The following is a 16105-nucleotide window of genomic DNA, read 5'->3' as shown; positions in this document are numbered from 1 at the left end:
TGGCGGCGCTTAAATCACTATAGTTTTATAAATATTGTGAAATTACGGGCACCGTAGATGCATTTACGGTGTCATTAGGTTGCATAGCGGGATGAGTCAACGCCGGACGGCGCGGGTGCATCTCAATTTTTCGGATTGACTGAATTTGGAAAAGCGTTTACTTGTCACTCATAGCTTTGGGTTTCTATAATTCACCACATCGCATCGACATAACAGCTTTTCCGTCACGAAAGACTGGTATGCTTCAATGCAGGTGGAGCACCCTCCAATCCGCATTAGCAATAATTCAGGGAATTTTCCTAGGAGCGTTGAATGAAGAAGGTCGTATTTGCTTCCGTTTTGGCCGTCACTACCGGCGCCGCGTGCTACATGCCCGCCGCGCTTGCGATCGACGACCAGAGTCAGGGTGCGCAGTCAGGACAGGCAGGTCAGTCAGGCCAGATCACGATTTCAGATCCAGCCGAGTACAACGCCTACACCAATGCAGTAGGCCAGTCTGCTCCGGCGCAGAAAGCTGCCGCGCTTGAACAGTTTCTTCAGCAGTATCCCAACAGCAAAGTGAAGACAGATGTGCTGGAGCAGTTGATGGCTGCTTATCAGCAGAGCGGCGACGCCAACAAGACGCTCGATGCCGCCAAGCGGCTGCTGACTGTCGATCCCAGCAATCTTCGCGCTCTCACATTCGTTGTTTACCTCGAAAAGAGCACAGCCCAGGGCGACCAGTCGAAGCTGGACGATGCCGCGGCCAAAGCGCAGCAGGGGTTGAGTGCTTCCAAGCCTGCGAACATGTCGGACGCCGACTACCAGAAGCTGAAGGCAGCATCCACGCAGATTTTTGAAGATGCGATTGGCGCAGATGCCGTAGCGAAGAAAGACTACAAGGCTGCGATCGACGCTTACACCGCCGAACTGAAGGCCATAGACGTAGCGCAGACGCAGACACCCGGCCCCGGCCTGATCGCTGTCTACAACCTCGGCAATGCATATGTACAGCAGGATCCCAAGGATCTGGTAAACGGCATCTGGTTCCTCACGCGTGCCGCGCAATTTGCGCAGCCGCCTTACAAGGATCAGATCTCTCAGGCTGCACAATACTGGTACAAAAAGTACCACGGCGGCATGGACGGCTATGACCAGGTCCAGCAGCTGGCCCAGGCAAACCTCTTCCCGCCGGATACTTATAAGCCGACACCCGCGCCGCCTCCGCCGTCACCCAAGGACCTGGCTCACCAGGCTGTGACCAGCACGCCTGACCTGAAGACGCTGGCGCTGGCTGACAAGGAGTTCATCCTCGCCAATGGCTCGGAAGAAGATGCCGGCAAGGTATGGGATGTTTTGAAGGGTGTGACTGCCGAGGTGCCGGGAACCGTGGTCACAGCCACTGCCGATTCGGTACAGCTCGCGGTCTCTGACGATGCCAAGCAGTCGCAGAAAGCGGACTTTACCATCAACATGAAGACCCCGCTCAAGGATATACCGCAGCCCAATTCTCAGATAACGCTCATCGGGACGTTCGATTCATACACGCAGAACCCGCCGATGATCATCCTGAAGGATGGCGAGTCACAGGCGGCAAAGAAGACGCCGGCGAAGCGGCCTGCTACCACCCGCCGCCGCCCGAGCGGAATGTAATTCCTCTTTTGAGGAGAGCACAAAGGCAGCCAGTCGGCTGCCTTTGTTATTTTCAGAGAGGTGGGGCGGCCTTGGGAGAAGATGTTAGAGTAAAAGCGCATGAAGAAATTCTTGAGCGTGTTTCCCCTGACAGCTCTTTTCCTTTCTGCAACTTCAGTGGTTTTCTCTCAGACTCCACCGCCATCTGCATTTGCCTCTCCGCAGCCGCCTGAATATTTTTCGCTCGAACATCGCGCGTCGGACCAGGTCGATTCCACGGATGCCGCGATCCTCAATCAGCGTCACCGAGAGATGCTGGCTGAGGCGGAGTTCTACGGCTACGACATGGGCACGCCGGGCTGGACGTACCAGCAGGTCATCTGCCCAATGGCTCCGGATTACATCGTGCTGCGCTACAGCAGCACAAATGCTGCGGGTGCGACATCGCTCTTCACATTGCTGATACCGCGCGGAGGCGGCCGCATCCGGGTTGTGCCTGTACTAAGCAACGGGACAACGCGCTTCAAGCCAGCCGGGGTGGACCCCAGGAATTTCCAGTTGTTCAGCGAGGTGGTGCCGGCTGATCTTGCCCGCCAGAACAGTGCTCCCGATGGTAAGTGGCTGACCCTTTCAGCCTGCTATGCAGAGATGACAGGAGCGAATTTCCCCATTCCCAAAGACCCGAGCAGCGATGTGCACATGATCCGGGCGCCGCAGCCGACGATGCACATCTCCGTAGATGGAAAAGAACACGAAGTGCGCTTTGCCGAGCCTGTCTCGCGGAAGGACTTCAGGCTGTGGGCCATCACCTACAACGATGCAGGCCATATCGTTGCGGTAAACGACGGAGAGCATGCCTTTGGCGAGCCTGTAGTCCGGCAGATCAAGGAGCCTCCGGTAAAGCAGATGCCGCAGCCGCCTGCTCCCCCGGCCAAGCCTATGCCGCATTAGGGCAGTGTCTGACGAATCGGAATACATGGTTTCTGGTAGAAGCACCGGCCTTTTAGGCCGGTGAATAAAGTTGAAACACAGGGGCTTCCAGCCCCGGCCCTGCACATGGATGATTTGTCAGACACTGCCTAGTGATTCGGCGGTTGACTCCGAGGCGTCCACTTCAGGATCGGCAGAACGCTGACATAGTTGTCCGTCCAGAGACGGACATTGTCACGCGCCAGAGCCGGATGCGAGGCGTTGACGACTTCAGGCTGCGCCAGAAAATGCTCGTTATTGGTGAGCAGCACCCAATCGGACATGAAGACGCCACGCGCATCGCTTGCCGGGGAGTGGATGGTGATGGCATGCATTCCTGCCTGCTGCGCCTCACGCGCGAGCACCGGCTCGAGGTCGAGATACTGGCTCGAGATGTGGAAGGCGAGAATGCCATCCGGCGTGAGGTGCTTGCGATAGAGGACCAGTGCCTGTTCCGTCAGCAGATGGACAGGAACCGCATCACCGGAAAATGCGTCGAGTACCAGCACATCGAATGACCCGCTGCGGTCGAGGTTGAGCGAGTAACGCGCGTCACCAAGGACAACGTCAGTCTTCGCCGGCGTTTCCCGCAGGTAGGTAAATAGCTCGCGTGCAACGCGCTCGACCAGCGGATCGATCTCATAGAAACGGAAGGTATCTCCCGGCTGTCCGTAGGCGGCTAATGCTCCCGCGCCCAGGCCGACAATCCCGACATGCTTCGTACGGCCTTCGCAGCACAAACGCAGGGTAAGGCCAATGCCTGATTCCGGCGCATAATACGACGCCGGCTCCATGCGCATTCCGTTGCCGAACATCTGCGTGCCGTGCTGGATGGTCCCGTGATACAGCGTGCGCGTGACTTCGGCTTGCGGAGGCCAATGCGTCTCGGTGACGCGCAGCGTTCCGTAGAAACTGCGCAGCTGAACTAGCGTGTTCTGACGCCATGAACGTGCCTGCACAATGCCAATCCAAAAGAAAGCAAGGATGCCGGCCGTCCAGAAAATACGCGCCATGATGCCGAAATCCCATGTAACGGCAAGGGCCAGGATGGTTGTGAGCACGAGGCCAATAATGAGCTCATAGTTGGCGCGGAAGATAAGGGGAGCAATGACGCCGACAAAGAGCGCTCCCATAGCGGAACCGAAAGAGAGCAAGAGGTAAAAGCCGGTAGCTCCGCCTGTGGTAGGCCGCAATCTGTAAAGCTCGCCGTGGAGAAAAAAGCACAGCATAAACAGCGAAATGCAGTAAAGCGGTACCAGCACCTGCACCGGCAGCGTGGTGTGCGTGTTGTAGCCGACATATCCAAGAACGCCGAGCGTACAGGCTGCAAGTCGCAGCATCATCCAGCGCGGATAGGCGCTCGGCGAATGAAACGCGAGGATAAAGCTGAGCAGGTAGGCCGCCAGAGGGAGAATCCAGAGCAGGGGAATAGCTGCGATGTTCTGGCTCAGGTGGCTGGTGAAGGCGCAGAGCAAAAGGGAAGAGCAGCAGGGCAGCAGGATCCAGAGCACGCGCCGGGCTTTTGAAATAGCAGGGGCTGTGTTAGCTTCCGGGGCCACGCGATCGGGCAGCGTGGTGCGGACGCTCCAGGCAATGCCGCCGCAAAGCACGGCAAAGATGAAAAATACCGTCGACCACGCGCGCGTCTGTGTCCGCAGCGTGAAGTACGGCTCGATCAGCACTGGATAAATCACGAGCGCCAGCAGCGATCCCGCGTTCGAAAGAGAAAACAGGCGATAGGGAAGCACCGCCTGAAAGCTGCCGGAATACCACGCCTGCAGCAGTGGCGTAGTTGCCGAGAGCGCGAGATAGGGCAATCCGATAATGAGGCTCAGCAATAGAAAAACAGTAAGAAATGGATGCCACGTTGCCGCCCACAAATTCGGACGGATATGCAGCCCCAATGTTGCCAGCGCCGCAGCCAGCAGCAGAACATGCGCGAAGGCCTGCGCCCTGGGCTTGAGGCGCATCGCTACTCGGTCGGCATAGAGGTAGCCGAGAAGTAGGCCCATCTGGAAGAAGACGAGGCAGGTGGTCCACACTGCGGCTGATCCGCCAAGCACAGGGAGAAGCTGCTTGGCGACAATGGGCTGCACCAGGAAAAGAAGAAACGCGCTCAGGAAGACAACGCAAGCGTAAAGAAGCGTGAGCAGGGCCATAGGATTGCGCATCCAGCGGCACGCGCCTTCGTCGGGACTCCGCGTCCGGCGATACGCGCCTTCCGGCGCAAGTTTTTACTCCAGGTGAATTTTGTCGTCTCCCCGCTCTTAAAATGAGCATGCCTGCGGGAACGATATTCAGCCTACGACGGATGGGGGATTCTGGTCTACACTTGTGCTGATCTTTGGGGGAGGGTCTGTGCTGAACAACGAAAAAATTATGGCGTTCGTAGGCGTCAGCAATGCCGATAAGGCGCGAGCCTTCTATCGCGACACTCTTGGCTTAAGCCTGGTTCATGAAGACGGCTTTGCTCTGGTGTTTGATGTTGGCGGCATCATGCTGAGAGTGACACTGGTGAACGAGGTGCGCCCGCAGCCGCATACCGTTCTCGGCTGGCAGGTGAAGGATGCAACCGCAACCGCGTATGCACTGGTGGCTGCAGGAGTGAAGCCGGAGCGTTATTCTCACGTCCCGCAGGATGAAGACGGAATCTGGACGGCGCCGGGAGGCGCAAAGATCGCGTGGTTCAAAGACCCTGACGGAAACATTCTCAGCATTGCGCAGATGCCGAATTCCTGATTCAGCGCTTTTCTTTTTTCGCGGTTTTCTTCACTAGCTGATTCAGAGTGGTCTGCGCCAGTTCTTTTTCGAGAGCTTTTTGTGCGTCTTTCAATATCTGGTTGAGGGCCGCGTTCAGTTTGCCGGTCGAGGGCGCATGGAATATGCCACCTGAGTTAAGAGCACGATAGGCATCCGCCAGTGAGATTTCCTTGGCAGATCGCGCCAGGCGCGAGCCGCCATTGGGACCTTTGACGCTTTCCACAAGTTCGGCCTGCTGCAGGAGAGAGAAGACACGGCGGATAACTACGGGATTGGTATTCAGTTTGCGTGCTACGTCTTCTGAGGTCTGGAGCACATCCGGTTCGGCAGCGAGCAGAAGCAGCGCGTGAACGCCGGTTGCGAATCGGGTATTGACGGCCATAGAGCCACGCTACCATAGCTTTTCCATGAATGCGTATCTGAAATTGATCAAAATACCCATGCGACAATAAGGGATTGCATTTCGCTGCTTATTGTCATCAAAAATTCTTATTCCGTAGAGGGAGTTTTCATTTTTGCGCATTCTTTTTGTAGGAGACGTCTTCGGAAGCGCGGGGCGCCGCATCGTGCACGAGCACATCGGCCATGTGATCGAAGAACGTCAGATTGATCTCGTCATTATCAACGGAGAGAACGCCGCTGGCGGCTTCGGCATCACGCCCGCAATTGCCGATGAGCTGTTCGATCTAGGTGCGCACGTAATCACCACCGGCAACCACGTGTGGGACAAGCGCGAGATCATCGACTACATGCAGTCTGTTCCTGCGGATAGCGACGAGCGCCCGCGCCGCCTCATCCGTCCAGCAAATTACGTTTCGGGAACGCCCGGCCACGGCTTCTATCAAGGACAGCTTTCTTCCGGGCAGGAATATGCCGTCATCAATGTGCAGGGCCGCGTCTTCATGGCGCAGAGCGACGATCCCTTTCGTACTACGGATGCATTGCTAAAACAGATCGCGGCAAAGGTGATTCTCGTTGATATTCATGCGGAGGCTACTTCAGAAAAAGCGGCGCTGGGCTGGTATCTCGATGGCCGGGTGACGGCAGTGCTGGGCACGCATACACACGTCCCCACTGCCGATGACCGCGTGCTTCCGGGAGGCACAGCGTACCAGACGGACGTCGGCATGAGCGGCCCTTACGACAGCATCATCGGCGTCGAGAAGGAGCTGGTACTGCAGCGCTTCCTTACCGGAATGCCGGGGAAGTTTGAAGCAGCAAAGGGCGATCCGCGCATGGCAGCTACAGTGATTGAGTGCGATGGTGAGTCAGGACGTGCGCTGAGCGTACAGAGATTGTTGTTGGGGGAGTAGATATTTTGATGGCTGTCATCCTGAGCGGAGCGAAGGATCTGCTTTTACATCCCCTTCACGATAGATAATCTTGGTTCCCCATTCTTTACTGAGATCGACCCATGTTGGATTTGATTGCTCAATCAGGGCAATTTTTCTAGCCCTGAGCCAGCCCTTGACTTCCTTTTCGCGTGCTATCGCCTGGCCGATCCAGCTGTACCGTTCAAACCATACAAGGCGATGGCAGCGGTATCGTGCTGTGAAGCTGCCATAAGCCCCGCTCTTGTGCTCCTGTATTCGGCATTCGAGATTGTTGGTTACGCCGACATAGAGAGTGCGGCTTGCGCTGGCCGTGATGTAGGTGTAATAGATGCGCTCTTGGTTGGCATGGCTGGATGTTAAAACGAAGCATCCAGCTGCACGCAGAAAAAGCAGATCCTTCGCTGCGCTCAGGATGACATCGGTAATAGATAGGCTGCTATTCCTCCGCACTCTGCTGCGGCCTCAGCAGCGGGAAAAGAATCACATCGCGAATCGAGCGTGCTCCGGTCAGAATCATTGTCAGGCGGTCGATGCCGATGCCTTCGCCACCAGTGGGCGGAAGACCATAAGCCAACGCGCGTACGTAGTCTTCATCCATCTGGTGGGCTTCGTCGTCGCCATGCTCACGCTGCGCGAGCTGCTGCTCGAAGCGCTTGCGCTGTTCTTCCGGATCGTTGAGCTCGCTGAAGGCATTGCCCAGTTCGAATCCGCCAATGTAGAACTCGAAGCGCTCAACCCAGTCAGGCTCGTCCGGCTTCTGCTTTGAGAGCGGCGAGACGGCAAGAGGGAAGTCGTAGATGATCGCCGGCTGAATCAGATGGTCTTCGGCCACGACTTCAAAGATGGTCGCGATGGTCTTGCCGCGCGGTTCGCCTGGCTTGAATTCAATGTGAATCTTCGCCGCGCGCAACCTGTCTATAAGGTCAATTACTGATTCATCATCGCTGAAGGCATCCATTGTTGGTTTTGTTCCGGCCCCGCCAGGCCAGAATTCGATGATGGCTTCGCGCATAGAGAAGCGCCGCCATTTGCCGAGGTCAATTTCCACACCAGCGAAGTGTGTGATAGTAGTCCCGTTCACTTCCTGCGCAACGTAAACGATCAGATCCTCAGTCAATTGCATCAGGTCGTGATAATTCGCATATGCCTGGTAGAACTCAAGCATCGTGAACTCGGGATTGTGCTGCGTCGAGATGCCTTCATTCCGGAAATTGCGGTTGATCTCATACACGCGGTCGAGCCCGCCAACGACGAGCCTCTTCAGATACAGCTCCGGCGCAATGCGCAGGAACAGGTCCATGTCGAGCGTATTGTGGTGCGTTACGAAGGGACGCGCCGCGGCTCCTCCGGCGATGGGCTGCATCATCGGCGTTTCCACTTCGACATATCCTCGCGCATCGAAGAAATTGCGCAGCGCCTTGAGCACCTTTGCGCGCTTGATGAAGACTTCCCGGACGTTGATCTCATCCGGGCCGCCTTCATTGAGCGTCGTGTCCGTAAAGAGATCGACGTAGCGCTGGCGGTAGCGCAGTTCCACGTCTGAAATACCGTGATACTTCTCCGGCAGCGCCAGCATGGCCTTGGCGAGGAAGGTGATCGTCTTTACATGGACACTGAGCTCTCCAGTGCGCGTGCGGAAGAGATAACCAGTGACGCCGATGTGGTCGCCCAGGTCGAGCAGCTTATAGAGCAGGAAGGTTTCCTCGCCCACATCGTCTTTGCGGACGTAAATCTGCAGGCGCTCGCCATTCTGCTGCAGGTGCGCGAATCCGGCCTTGCCCTGTCCACGGATGGCCATGATGCGTCCGGCGATGGAAACTTCGATGCGGTTTGCTTCGAGTTCTTCGGCTGTGGCTTCGCGGTATTTCGCCCAGATTTCCGGGATGGTGTGCGTGCTGATGTATTGATTGGGATAGGTCTGCTGGCCAAGAGCGGAAATCTGGTTGAGCTTTTCGCGGCGAAGAGCAAAAAGGTTCCGCTCGAAATCGGATTCAAACACTAGGATTGCCTCTATGTGATTCTTGCTTGATGGTGTAAGTCTTAGTATAACGAGTCAATCTGTATATCAGAATTGAGGCGCGAAGCGCGCGTGCCTGGACGGCGAGTCCAGCCTTCGGGCATTCTAAAGCATTATGGCCTTCAACAATCCACCCCAAGGCAAGCAGGGCAAGCACGATGGCGGCGGTATGGATACGCTGCTGCGCGCGGAGAACCTGACGCAGATTGCCTTCGTTCTTCCGGCCGCCGTGTTTATAGGGTGGATACTGGGTGCGGGCCTCGATAAATGGCTGCATCAGCATTGGATTTATCTGGTGGGCATTCTGTTTGGGGCCGTTGCGGGATTCATTCAGATCTTCCGGCTTGTGGCCGCAGCAGGAAAGACAATTAAGTGACAGACAGCAGCAATTCTTTTCTCAATTTCACCGATGCAGACCTGAAGGCAGCCTTGCTGCGTTCGCTGAAGGTAACCATAGTTCTCGGACTCGTGCTGGCCGCGGTTCTTGCCGCGCGTTACGGTTGGCAGACAGGCCTGCTATTGCTGGTGGGTGCGGCGATTTCCGCAACGGGGCTATGGGAGTGGCAGCGGCTGATCGCATTTATCAATGCCCGTCTGGACAAGCAGAAGACAACCGGCGCAGGCCGTGTGGTGGGGATGTTTTTCCTCCGGCTGCTGGTCGCCGGAGCGCTGCTTTATGTTAGTCTAAAGTGTTTGCATGGATCGGTTTACGCACTGGTAGGCGGTCTGGGGCTCGCGGTTCTGGCCCTTACCATTGAAGCCCTGCGTCTGATAAGGTCTTAGGCAACGCAGTTCCCATAGAACATCATGCACGGTTTACTGATTGCATTCACACGTCTGCTCAATGAGCTTTTCGGTGGCCCGCTGACGGCGCTGATTGAGAAGCTCGGCATTCATCCTGCGCACCCCGGTGCCCCCATCCACTTTTCGCTGGCGCTTGAGATTTTTATCGCTCTTGCGCTGATCCTGTTCTTCCTTCTGGTGCGCGTGACGTTGAGCGTGGAGCGTCCCGGAAAAATTCAGCACCTGGCGGAGATGATCTACGAGTTCGTAGATGGGCAGGCTGAGTCCGTCATGGGCCACCACTACGAGAAGTTCCTTCCGTGGGTGACCACCATCCTGCTCTTTGTGCTTGGCTGCAATCTGCTAGGCCTGCTGCCGGGGATTCCGACGCCTACGGCGGATACAGTTGTGCCTCTCGGCATTGCCATTCCTACGTTCCTTTACTACAACTGGCAGGGACTCCGCGCGCAGGGACTCATCGGATACATCAAGCACTTCATGGGCCCAATCTGGTGGATTGCGTGGCTGATGTTCCCCATCGAGATCATCTCGCACCTGGCGCGCATCATGTCGCTCACAGTTCGTCTCTACGCGAACATGTTTGCCAGCGACCTGCTGACGCTGGTCTTTTTCTCGCTGATCCCGATCGGCGTTCCGGTCATCTTTCTTGGATTGCACTTCGGTGTCGCACTCATTCAGTCATATGTCTTTATGCTGCTGACCATGATTTATCTGGCGCAGGCGACAGCGAAGGAACATTAGGTAGAAAAAGTTTCGCAGCCGGAGTCTGCTTCCACTTCGGCAGCGCAGCCGTGAGCGTGAGGGGGCCAGCACGGTGAGCCTCAACCACCCACTGATGGCACATTCTTAAGGAAGCAAGGAGAAATACAATGCGCAAACTGCAATACATCTTCATGACGCTGGCTGTGCTCTGCATGGCATCGCCTGCGTTTGCACAAACCCCAGGGGGCGGCAGCGGCACGCTCAACCTCGTTCCCATCGGCGCCGGCATCGGCATGGCCATCGCTTCGGGCCTCTGCGGACTGGGCCAGGGCAAGGCAACGGCTTCCGCGGCAGAAGCGCTCGCGCGCAATCCCGGAGCACGCGCCGGCATTCAGCTGCTGCTCGTTCTGGGCCTCGCCTTCATCGAGTCGCTCGCGCTTTTCACCCTGCTCATCATCTTTGCCAAGGTGTCGTAAGCAGCAGTTTGCGAATGTTAGTAACAAGGGCCTCTGGTATTGCCGGAGGCCTTTTGACTTGCTGAAATCTGTGCCGCGATACCGTGTCATACAATGAACCAGAATCCCGTGACCGAACCATCAGGATATACAAACCGTTCGCGCTGGCTTGCATGGTCATCGTTTGTCTTCATACTGCTGCAGAGCGCCTGCACCTTTGTGGTTGCAACCAGCAGCGTCCGTGTATTGATTGGATTGAGCGCACTGGCTGCAGCCGCCGGCACGAATGCTCCGGCGAAGGGATGGCATCAGGATGCCGTCCGCATCCCGATGATGTGGTTTGCGCTCATCGGCACCGCAATCAACCTTTATGCGCTATGGCGTGCGCGCAGCCTGCGCAATAAACCGGCGGCACAATGGCGTATTCAGCCGCTCACCGCAAAACAAAAGCGGTCAGAGTACTTCCAGATTGCGCTGTCAGTCGTGACTCTTGTACTTGTTGCCCTGGAGTGGTGGACGCACCGCATGGTCCATCATCCGCATTAAGATGGCTCTGTGATGCGCATCGCAACAATCTACGACATTCACGGAAATCTTCCCGCGCTTGAAGCAGTTATTGAGGAGATTTATCAGGCGAAGGCCGACCTCATTGTAGTCGGAGGCGATGTCATTCCCGGTCCGATGCCGCGTGAGACAATCGCATATTTGCAGAGCCTCAGGATTCCCGTCAAATTTATTCAGGGCAATGGAGAGGCTGCTGTACTTGCGGAACGAAGAGGCGATAGCAGTGCAGTTCCGGAGCAGGCGCGCGAAGCAGTGCATTGGGTGGCGCAGCAACTCGATCCGGAACTGGAACGCTCGCTGGCAGGCTGGCCTCTGTCGCTGCGCGTGCAGATGGATGGAATAGGCGACGTCTTGTTCTGCCATGCGACGCCGCGGAACAACACAGAGATATTCACCCGCCTTACGCCTGAAGAGCGGCTGCTGTCGGTTTTTGCCGGAATCCATTCCTCTGTAGTTGTCTGCGGACATACGCACATGCAGTTTGACCGGATCGTCGGCGGGGTGCGCGTAATCAATGCCGGCAGCGTTGGCATGCCCTTTGGAGAACCGGGCGCCTGGTGGCTTTTGCTGGGGCCGGATATCGAGCTTCGGCGCACTCCCTATGACTTTGCGAAAGCTGCGGATCGCATTCGAAGCACAAAGTATCCGCAAGCCGAGAACTTTGCAGTGCACAACATTCTTGAGCCTCCGGCAGAAGAGCAGATGCTTGAGGTGTTTGCTCGCGCTGAGCTGAAGTGAACGGTGCCCTTCAGGGCGATTCAGGTGACTCCGTAGCCAGAAAAGCATCGAGCCGCGCATGCAGGCGCTTGCTGTAATCGACTGGCAGCTCGAAGACGCGATCATCGGCCATCAGGATAATCACGTTGCGTGTGGAATCAAGTACCGCGGAGCAGATTTCGCAGATGGCGAGATGCCGTTCCACATCGGCGCGCACGGCTGGATCAAGTGTGCCATCGATATATTCGGAGATGTGGTCCCACACGTGACGGCAGTCTAGAACCATGGCAACCTCCTGAGAATTCCAGCCTTGTTGCGTTTTGGTTTTACTGCCATGCGCAGCATGGGCGCAAGTTTTTTCTGCAGGAGCAGCCGCGCGCGATGCAGGCGGACCTTCACCAGCGCGATGGAGATGCCGAGCGCGTCTGCAGTTTCCTGTACGCTCATCTCTTCCACGTCGCGCAGCACCACGACCTGGCGAAAGGTGTCCGGAAGATCGGCGATGGCCTGCTGCATGAGAGCGCGAATCTCCTGGCGTTCCAGTGATTCTAGCGGAATTTCGCGCCAGTCAGTCAATGCGGCAGGAGTGTAATCTCCTTCTTCATTGTCAATCGAATCAAGCGGGGCGCGTTTCTCCTGACGCAGGCGGGTGCGCGCTTCGTTCAGCGTAATGGCAATAAGCCAGGTGCCGAACTTTGCATCTCCGCGAAAGCTGGCCAGCTTGCGATAGGCGCGCAGGATGGCTTCCTGCGCCGCATCTTCCGCTTCTGTTTCATTTTTCAGGAGAGCGAGCGCGGTGAGATATACCTGCCGCTCGTAGGGGCGGATGAGATCGTGGAATTTCTCGCGTTCCCCGCTGAGAATGGCGGCGATGAGAGCTGCTTCGTGTTCTTGCTGCGCGTTGCCGGCAATTTGCTGCTCTGTCATCCCCGTCTTCGTGAGAGCAGATGGTCAAGTGAAAAGAAACCTGCTCCAAAAATAAGCACTATAAGAGATGCAAACATGAAGGTAAAGGGATCGGCAACGTAAAACTTGCCCGGATCGCGGAAGACGGACCACAGTGCATCACGGTCAGCGGTAACATATGCAGTGAACATATTGCAGGCAAGCAGCAGCCCCGTGATGCGGGTTGCCAGGCCGGCGATAAGGAGAATGCCGCCGACAAATTCCAGCAGGGCAATGGCCGGCGCCATCAGATGCGGAGCAGGAATGCCTAGGCTCGCAAAGAAATCGCCCACCTGGCTCAAGCGGTGCAATTTCCCCCAGCCTGTCTGCATGAATTGCCATCCCCAGTAAAGACGGACAAGCAGAAGAAAGGGAGATTGGAACTGCGATGCGAGCTCTTTGAATCGAGCGTAGAGGAGTGCGCCTTTCGAGGAAGCAGGCGCAGAAATAGGTTGCGCGTTCATTGTGGTGAGGTGCCTTTCAGAATTTAGTGAACCAGCCGAGCGAAGCCCAGGTCTGAAATGCTTCCTGGATGAATCTGGCCTGCTCTTCCTCTGACATGCTGCTCGCGGCAAATGCTTTTTCGATAGCAGTTCCGAGAGGCTCATCCGCTAATAGCGATTGCAGCATCAGATAATCTTCGCGTTCGAGCCGCTTGTAGTAGACGGAGTTTTCATGGCGGTGCACGGCAAGCCAGATATGTTCCGGCTTGAGAGCCGCTACCCGGCGAACTTTTCTCTGCTTGCGTTCGATGCTGGCGTTGTTGCTGCTCGAATCGCTGCTGCCGCTTTCGCTGCGCAGTTCGATGATGAGGTCGTCCACCGGGTACTGCAACTCAAGAAGGCGGAGATAAGGCTGCAATCGCAAAACCGAATTTTCATTCAGAGCAGTGAGGCCCTCTGCATCGAGCAACGATTCAGTCGCGGAGTCGAAAGCTTCAATGTGTGCCCACTCGATGCGCACCATGTCGAGCGCAAGTTCTTTTCGCGATTCGATATATTCAGGATGCGCGCGCAGCCACGATTCAAGCTGCGATCCGAGATTACGCAGAGAGAAAGAGTGGGAAGGGCAATCGGTCAGATAATCCCGCATCAGCCGGTCAAATTTCTTTCGCCCTATAACTGCGGCTAGGCCGGGGAAGTCTTCTTCAAACGAAGAGTAGAGCCGGAACCAGTACTGGCGGTTGTAAATCTCAAGCCTCTCGAAAGATGACAAGCGATCGTTCGGCTTGATGAACGTTTCCGCTTCGACAGTGTTCGATGTGCCATCACGACGGCGGCGCGGCATCGTCTCCTGCTGCGTGAGCGGATGCATGATAGCCGCGGCCACCCTGCGCTGCAATTCGAGAAGTTCGCTCATCGCGCAGCCTCCGCGAGCTCCGGTTCGGCTGGTTTTGCCGCGTCCAGGAAGCGAGTGGCCTTTAATGCTTCGGCATGGACTTCGTCGAAAGATGGAATGTTGTCGTCCCATTCGAGCAGCGTGGCTGTCGGGCCTGCGCGCTCGATGGTGCGCGCATAGAGCTGCCACACCGGCTCAAGCACCGGATGATCGTGCGTGTCGAGGATGTACTTCTCAAATTTTGAATGGCCGGCAATATGGATCTGCGCGATGCGCTCCGCAGGCACGGCGTTGACGTAATCAAAAGGATTGAAGCTGTGATTCTGCGATGAGACATAGATGTTGTTCACATCCAGCAGAATGCCGCAGTCGGCGCGCTCCACGACTTCGTTCAGGAATTCCCACTCGGTCATCTCCGAGATATGGTACTCGGCATAGCTCGAAACATTTTCGACGACAACGGGAACTTCGAGAAAATCCTGCGTGTTCCTGATGCGCTCGGCCGTTACCTTTACCGCTTCCCATGTATAGGGCATAGGCAAAAGGTCATGCGTGTAGCATCCGTCAACCGATCCCCAACAGAGATGGTCACTCAGCCATGGAGTCTTCGTGCGTCGCACGAGGTTCTTGAGACGCTTCAGATGTTCCGGATCAGGATCGCTCGCGGAGCCGAAGTACATGGATACGCCATGCTGCACAACTTTGTATTGCTCAAGAATCCGGTCGAGCACTTCAAGCGGGCGGCCGCCATCGACCATGTAGTTTTCCGAGATAATCTCAAACCAGTCGACGACAGGCTTCCTGCTCAGGATGTGCTGGTAGTGCGGAATGCGAAGGCCGATTCCGACACCATAATCTGTAAATCCGTTGAAGCGGTTTGCCGGCACTACGCTACTCCTAATGTGTGATCCCTCCTGTGCAGAACCATGATGGCTGCACAGGAGGGAGGTACCTTCCGGAAATTACATCTTTGGCGGTTTGGACCCGTCAGTTGCGCAGCCACCCTTGCCTTTGCAACTGTTCTTGCCCTTGCAGCCATTATCGCCAGCTTTGCAGCCGCCCTGGCCTTTGCAATCATTTTTGCCTTTACAGGAGTGCTTGCCGGTCTGCTGGTCAAGCGCGCCCTTGGCAAACGACGCCTTGCCCACCTTCACCACAGACGTGGCGCTGGTTGTTGCGGCGGATGCTTGCATCGTTGTTGCTCCGCTTAACAAGCCGGAGACTGCCGCGGCAACCATCAAGGTCTTCATTGAGTGCTTCATACGTTGTCATTCCTCCGTGATTTGCAGGCCTAAGACCACGAGTGGGAGACCTGCTGCCCATAAGAATCATGAGCCAGAAAGAAGGTTACAGGTTTTGTAAGAATTATTCGATAGAAGCACGAAGGTAAAAGGGCATTTATGCGGTGTGCAGTTCAAAATTTTCGGTAAGATGGAAAACCTGATGGACAAAGTACAGTCGTACACAAACCATGTTCGCCGGCAACTTCCGTTTCACTTCTTTTTAATTCCGGTTCTGATTACGAACTTGATCGTTGTGATTGTGTATCTGGTCATGCATCCCGGCTGGCTTGCAATCTGGTTGCTCATACTTTCGATTGACATTCTGACGATGGCATTTCTTGTCCGGATCAACCCCATTAAGGTACAGGACCGGTTGATTCGTCTGGAAGAGCGATTGCGGTTGAATGAACTGCTGCCGGAACCGTTGCGCGCGCGCATTCCTGAATTGACGGAGAAGCAACTGGTTGCGCTGCGTTTTGCTTCTGATGCGGAAATACCAGCGCTGGTGGAAGAAACACTGGCGCACAATCTGCGCTGCAGGGAAATCAAGAAGAAGATTCAGAGCTGGCGCGGGGATTACTGGCGAGTGTAAGCGAAGCCTGAAAA

At 56.0% G+C, this 16105-nt stretch carries 21 protein-coding genes; 11 read left to right on the top strand and 10 right to left on the bottom strand.

All coding sequences use genetic code 11. The features are described 5' to 3' along the window. Positions 1-312: 312 nt before the first annotated feature. Both AC5S16_RS02990 and AC5S16_RS02985 read left to right on the top strand, forming a co-directional pair. Positions 313-1632 (top strand): tetratricopeptide repeat protein, encoded by a 1320-nt coding sequence (locus AC5S16_RS02990; RefSeq protein WP_493928521.1) that lies wholly within the window; start codon positions 313-315, stop codon positions 1630-1632. Positions 1633-1731: 99 nt separating this feature from the next. After that, positions 1732-2562 carry a hypothetical protein gene (locus AC5S16_RS02985; RefSeq protein ID WP_493928520.1) on the top strand — a complete coding sequence of 277 codons (831 nt, stop codon included), beginning with the start codon at positions 1732-1734 and terminating at the stop codon, positions 2560-2562. A gap of 128 nt (positions 2563-2690) precedes the next feature. Here AC5S16_RS02985 and AC5S16_RS02980 read toward each other — a convergent pair whose 3' ends face one another. After that, positions 2691-4739 carry a fused MFS/spermidine synthase gene (locus AC5S16_RS02980; RefSeq protein WP_493928519.1) on the bottom strand — a complete coding sequence of 683 codons (2049 nt, stop codon included), beginning with the start codon at positions 4737-4739 and terminating at the stop codon, positions 2691-2693. A gap of 199 nt (positions 4740-4938) precedes the next feature. Between AC5S16_RS02980 and AC5S16_RS02975 the strand changes: the two genes are divergently transcribed. Continuing rightward, positions 4939-5319, top strand: a complete 381-nt coding sequence (locus AC5S16_RS02975; protein WP_493928518.1) for a VOC family protein — start codon at positions 4939-4941, stop codon at positions 5317-5319. A gap of 1 nt (position 5320) precedes the next feature. Here AC5S16_RS02975 and AC5S16_RS02970 read toward each other — a convergent pair whose 3' ends face one another. Then, entirely contained in the window at positions 5321-5722 is a 402-nt protein-coding gene (locus tag AC5S16_RS02970; protein WP_493928517.1) for an Rrf2 family transcriptional regulator, read from the bottom strand. Between the two features lie 133 nt (positions 5723-5855). Between AC5S16_RS02970 and AC5S16_RS02965 the strand changes: the two genes are divergently transcribed. Beyond that, the gene (locus tag AC5S16_RS02965) at positions 5856-6653 is read left to right on the top strand and encodes a TIGR00282 family metallophosphoesterase (protein WP_493928516.1); all 798 of its coding nucleotides are present in this window, start codon (positions 5856-5858) and stop codon (positions 6651-6653) included. Positions 6654-6668: 15 nt separating this feature from the next. Here the strand turns inward: AC5S16_RS02965 and AC5S16_RS02960 are convergent, their stop codons facing one another. Next, positions 6669-7124 (bottom strand): GIY-YIG nuclease family protein, encoded by a 456-nt coding sequence (locus AC5S16_RS02960; protein ID WP_493928515.1) that lies wholly within the window; start codon positions 7122-7124, stop codon positions 6669-6671. Then, positions 7111-8673 carry a lysine--tRNA ligase gene (gene lysS, locus AC5S16_RS02955; protein ID WP_493928514.1) on the bottom strand — a complete coding sequence of 521 codons (1563 nt, stop codon included), beginning with the start codon at positions 8671-8673 and terminating at the stop codon, positions 7111-7113. Before lysS ends, AC5S16_RS02960 begins: the two co-directional genes overlap by 14 nt. Before the next feature lie 133 nt (positions 8674-8806). Between lysS and AC5S16_RS02950 the strand changes: the two genes are divergently transcribed. The 6 genes from AC5S16_RS02950 (at position 8807) to AC5S16_RS02925 (ending at position 11954) form a co-directional block, all read left to right on the top strand. Then, the gene (locus AC5S16_RS02950; protein ID WP_493928513.1) at positions 8807-9067 is read left to right on the top strand and encodes an AtpZ/AtpI family protein; all 261 of its coding nucleotides are present in this window, start codon (positions 8807-8809) and stop codon (positions 9065-9067) included. After that, a complete protein-coding gene (locus AC5S16_RS02945; RefSeq protein WP_493928512.1) occupies positions 9064-9474 on the top strand; it encodes an ATP synthase subunit I in 411 nt (136 codons plus the stop codon). Before AC5S16_RS02950 ends, AC5S16_RS02945 begins: the two co-directional genes overlap by 4 nt. A 24-nt stretch (positions 9475-9498) precedes the next feature. Further along, positions 9499-10236 carry a F0F1 ATP synthase subunit A gene (gene atpB, locus AC5S16_RS02940; protein WP_493928511.1) on the top strand — a complete coding sequence of 246 codons (738 nt, stop codon included), beginning with the start codon at positions 9499-9501 and terminating at the stop codon, positions 10234-10236. Between the two features lie 128 nt (positions 10237-10364). Continuing rightward, on the top strand, positions 10365-10673 hold the full coding sequence (locus tag AC5S16_RS02935) for an ATP synthase F0 subunit C (protein ID WP_493928510.1): 309 nt from the start codon (positions 10365-10367) through the stop codon (positions 10671-10673). 108 nt (positions 10674-10781) lie between these two features. Then, positions 10782-11198, top strand: a complete 417-nt coding sequence (locus tag AC5S16_RS02930; RefSeq protein ID WP_493928509.1) for a hypothetical protein — start codon at positions 10782-10784, stop codon at positions 11196-11198. A gap of 12 nt (positions 11199-11210) precedes the next feature. Beyond that, positions 11211-11954: a metallophosphoesterase family protein gene (locus AC5S16_RS02925; protein WP_493928508.1), complete on the top strand. Its 744-nt coding sequence runs from the start codon at positions 11211-11213 to the stop codon at positions 11952-11954. A gap of 10 nt (positions 11955-11964) precedes the next feature. On the opposite strand, the gene AC5S16_RS02920 is transcribed toward AC5S16_RS02925, so the two are convergent. The 6 genes from AC5S16_RS02920 to AC5S16_RS02895 form a co-directional block, all read right to left on the bottom strand. Then, positions 11965-12219: an anti-sigma factor family protein gene (locus tag AC5S16_RS02920; RefSeq protein WP_493928507.1), complete on the bottom strand. Its 255-nt coding sequence runs from the start codon at positions 12217-12219 to the stop codon at positions 11965-11967. Beyond that, a complete protein-coding gene (locus AC5S16_RS02915) occupies positions 12210-12860 on the bottom strand; it encodes a sigma-70 family RNA polymerase sigma factor (protein ID WP_493928506.1) in 651 nt (216 codons plus the stop codon). Before AC5S16_RS02915 ends, AC5S16_RS02920 begins: the two co-directional genes overlap by 10 nt. Then, the gene (locus AC5S16_RS02910) at positions 12857-13342 is read right to left on the bottom strand and encodes a DoxX family protein (RefSeq protein WP_493928505.1); all 486 of its coding nucleotides are present in this window, start codon (positions 13340-13342) and stop codon (positions 12857-12859) included. Before AC5S16_RS02910 ends, AC5S16_RS02915 begins: the two co-directional genes overlap by 4 nt. 16 nt (positions 13343-13358) lie before the next feature. Further along, positions 13359-14237, bottom strand: coding sequence for an HvfC/BufC family peptide modification chaperone (locus AC5S16_RS02905; RefSeq protein ID WP_493928504.1), 879 nt, complete (start codon positions 14235-14237; stop codon positions 13359-13361). Further along, positions 14234-15103 (bottom strand): MNIO family bufferin maturase, encoded by an 870-nt coding sequence (gene bufB / locus AC5S16_RS02900; protein WP_493928503.1) that lies wholly within the window; start codon positions 15101-15103, stop codon positions 14234-14236. The genes AC5S16_RS02905 and bufB overlap by 4 nt, the downstream gene beginning before the upstream one ends. Positions 15104-15178: 75 nt before the next feature. Continuing rightward, the gene (locus tag AC5S16_RS02895; RefSeq protein WP_493928502.1) at positions 15179-15466 is read right to left on the bottom strand and encodes a hypothetical protein; all 288 of its coding nucleotides are present in this window, start codon (positions 15464-15466) and stop codon (positions 15179-15181) included. Between the two features lie 193 nt (positions 15467-15659). Between AC5S16_RS02895 and AC5S16_RS02890 the strand changes: the two genes are divergently transcribed. After that, entirely contained in the window at positions 15660-16091 is a 432-nt protein-coding gene (locus AC5S16_RS02890; RefSeq protein ID WP_493928501.1) for a DUF6526 family protein, read from the top strand. The last annotated feature ends 14 nt before the right edge of the window (positions 16092-16105 follow it).

The organism is Acidobacterium sp. FHG110202_01 (assembly GCF_059115305.1).
Note: the sequence above shows the minus strand (reverse complement) of the source record. Positions and strands in the feature narration are given on the sequence as shown.

Bases quoted from the DNA above. Each gene is read 5' to 3' on its own strand.
- AC5S16_RS02920 (WP_493928507.1), bottom strand. From the start codon at position 12,219: ATGGTTCTAGACTGCCGTCACGTGTGGGACCACATCTCCGAATATATC.
- AC5S16_RS02910 (WP_493928505.1), bottom strand. From the start codon at position 13,342: ATGAACGCGCAACCTATTTCTGCGCCTGCTTCCTCGAAAGGCGCACTC.
- AC5S16_RS02980 (WP_493928519.1), bottom strand. From the start codon at position 4,739: ATGGCCCTGCTCACGCTTCTTTACGCTTGCGTTGTCTTCCTGAGCGCG.
- AC5S16_RS02970 (WP_493928517.1), bottom strand. From the start codon at position 5,722: ATGGCCGTCAATACCCGATTCGCAACCGGCGTTCACGCGCTGCTTCTG.
- atpB (WP_493928511.1), top strand. From the start codon at position 9,499: ATGCACGGTTTACTGATTGCATTCACACGTCTGCTCAATGAGCTTTTC.
- AC5S16_RS02985 (WP_493928520.1), top strand. From the start codon at position 1,732: ATGAAGAAATTCTTGAGCGTGTTTCCCCTGACAGCTCTTTTCCTTTCT.
- AC5S16_RS02915 (WP_493928506.1), bottom strand. From the start codon at position 12,860: ATGACAGAGCAGCAAATTGCCGGCAACGCGCAGCAAGAACACGAAGCA.
- AC5S16_RS02890 (WP_493928501.1), top strand. From the start codon at position 15,660: ATGGACAAAGTACAGTCGTACACAAACCATGTTCGCCGGCAACTTCCG.
- AC5S16_RS02950 (WP_493928513.1), top strand. From the start codon at position 8,807: ATGGCCTTCAACAATCCACCCCAAGGCAAGCAGGGCAAGCACGATGGC.
- AC5S16_RS02990 (WP_493928521.1), top strand. From the start codon at position 313: ATGAAGAAGGTCGTATTTGCTTCCGTTTTGGCCGTCACTACCGGCGCC.
- AC5S16_RS02895 (WP_493928502.1), bottom strand. From the start codon at position 15,466: ATGAAGACCTTGATGGTTGCCGCGGCAGTCTCCGGCTTGTTAAGCGGA.
- AC5S16_RS02935 (WP_493928510.1), top strand. From the start codon at position 10,365: ATGCGCAAACTGCAATACATCTTCATGACGCTGGCTGTGCTCTGCATG.
- AC5S16_RS02905 (WP_493928504.1), bottom strand. From the start codon at position 14,237: ATGAGCGAACTTCTCGAATTGCAGCGCAGGGTGGCCGCGGCTATCATG.
- AC5S16_RS02925 (WP_493928508.1), top strand. From the start codon at position 11,211: ATGCGCATCGCAACAATCTACGACATTCACGGAAATCTTCCCGCGCTT.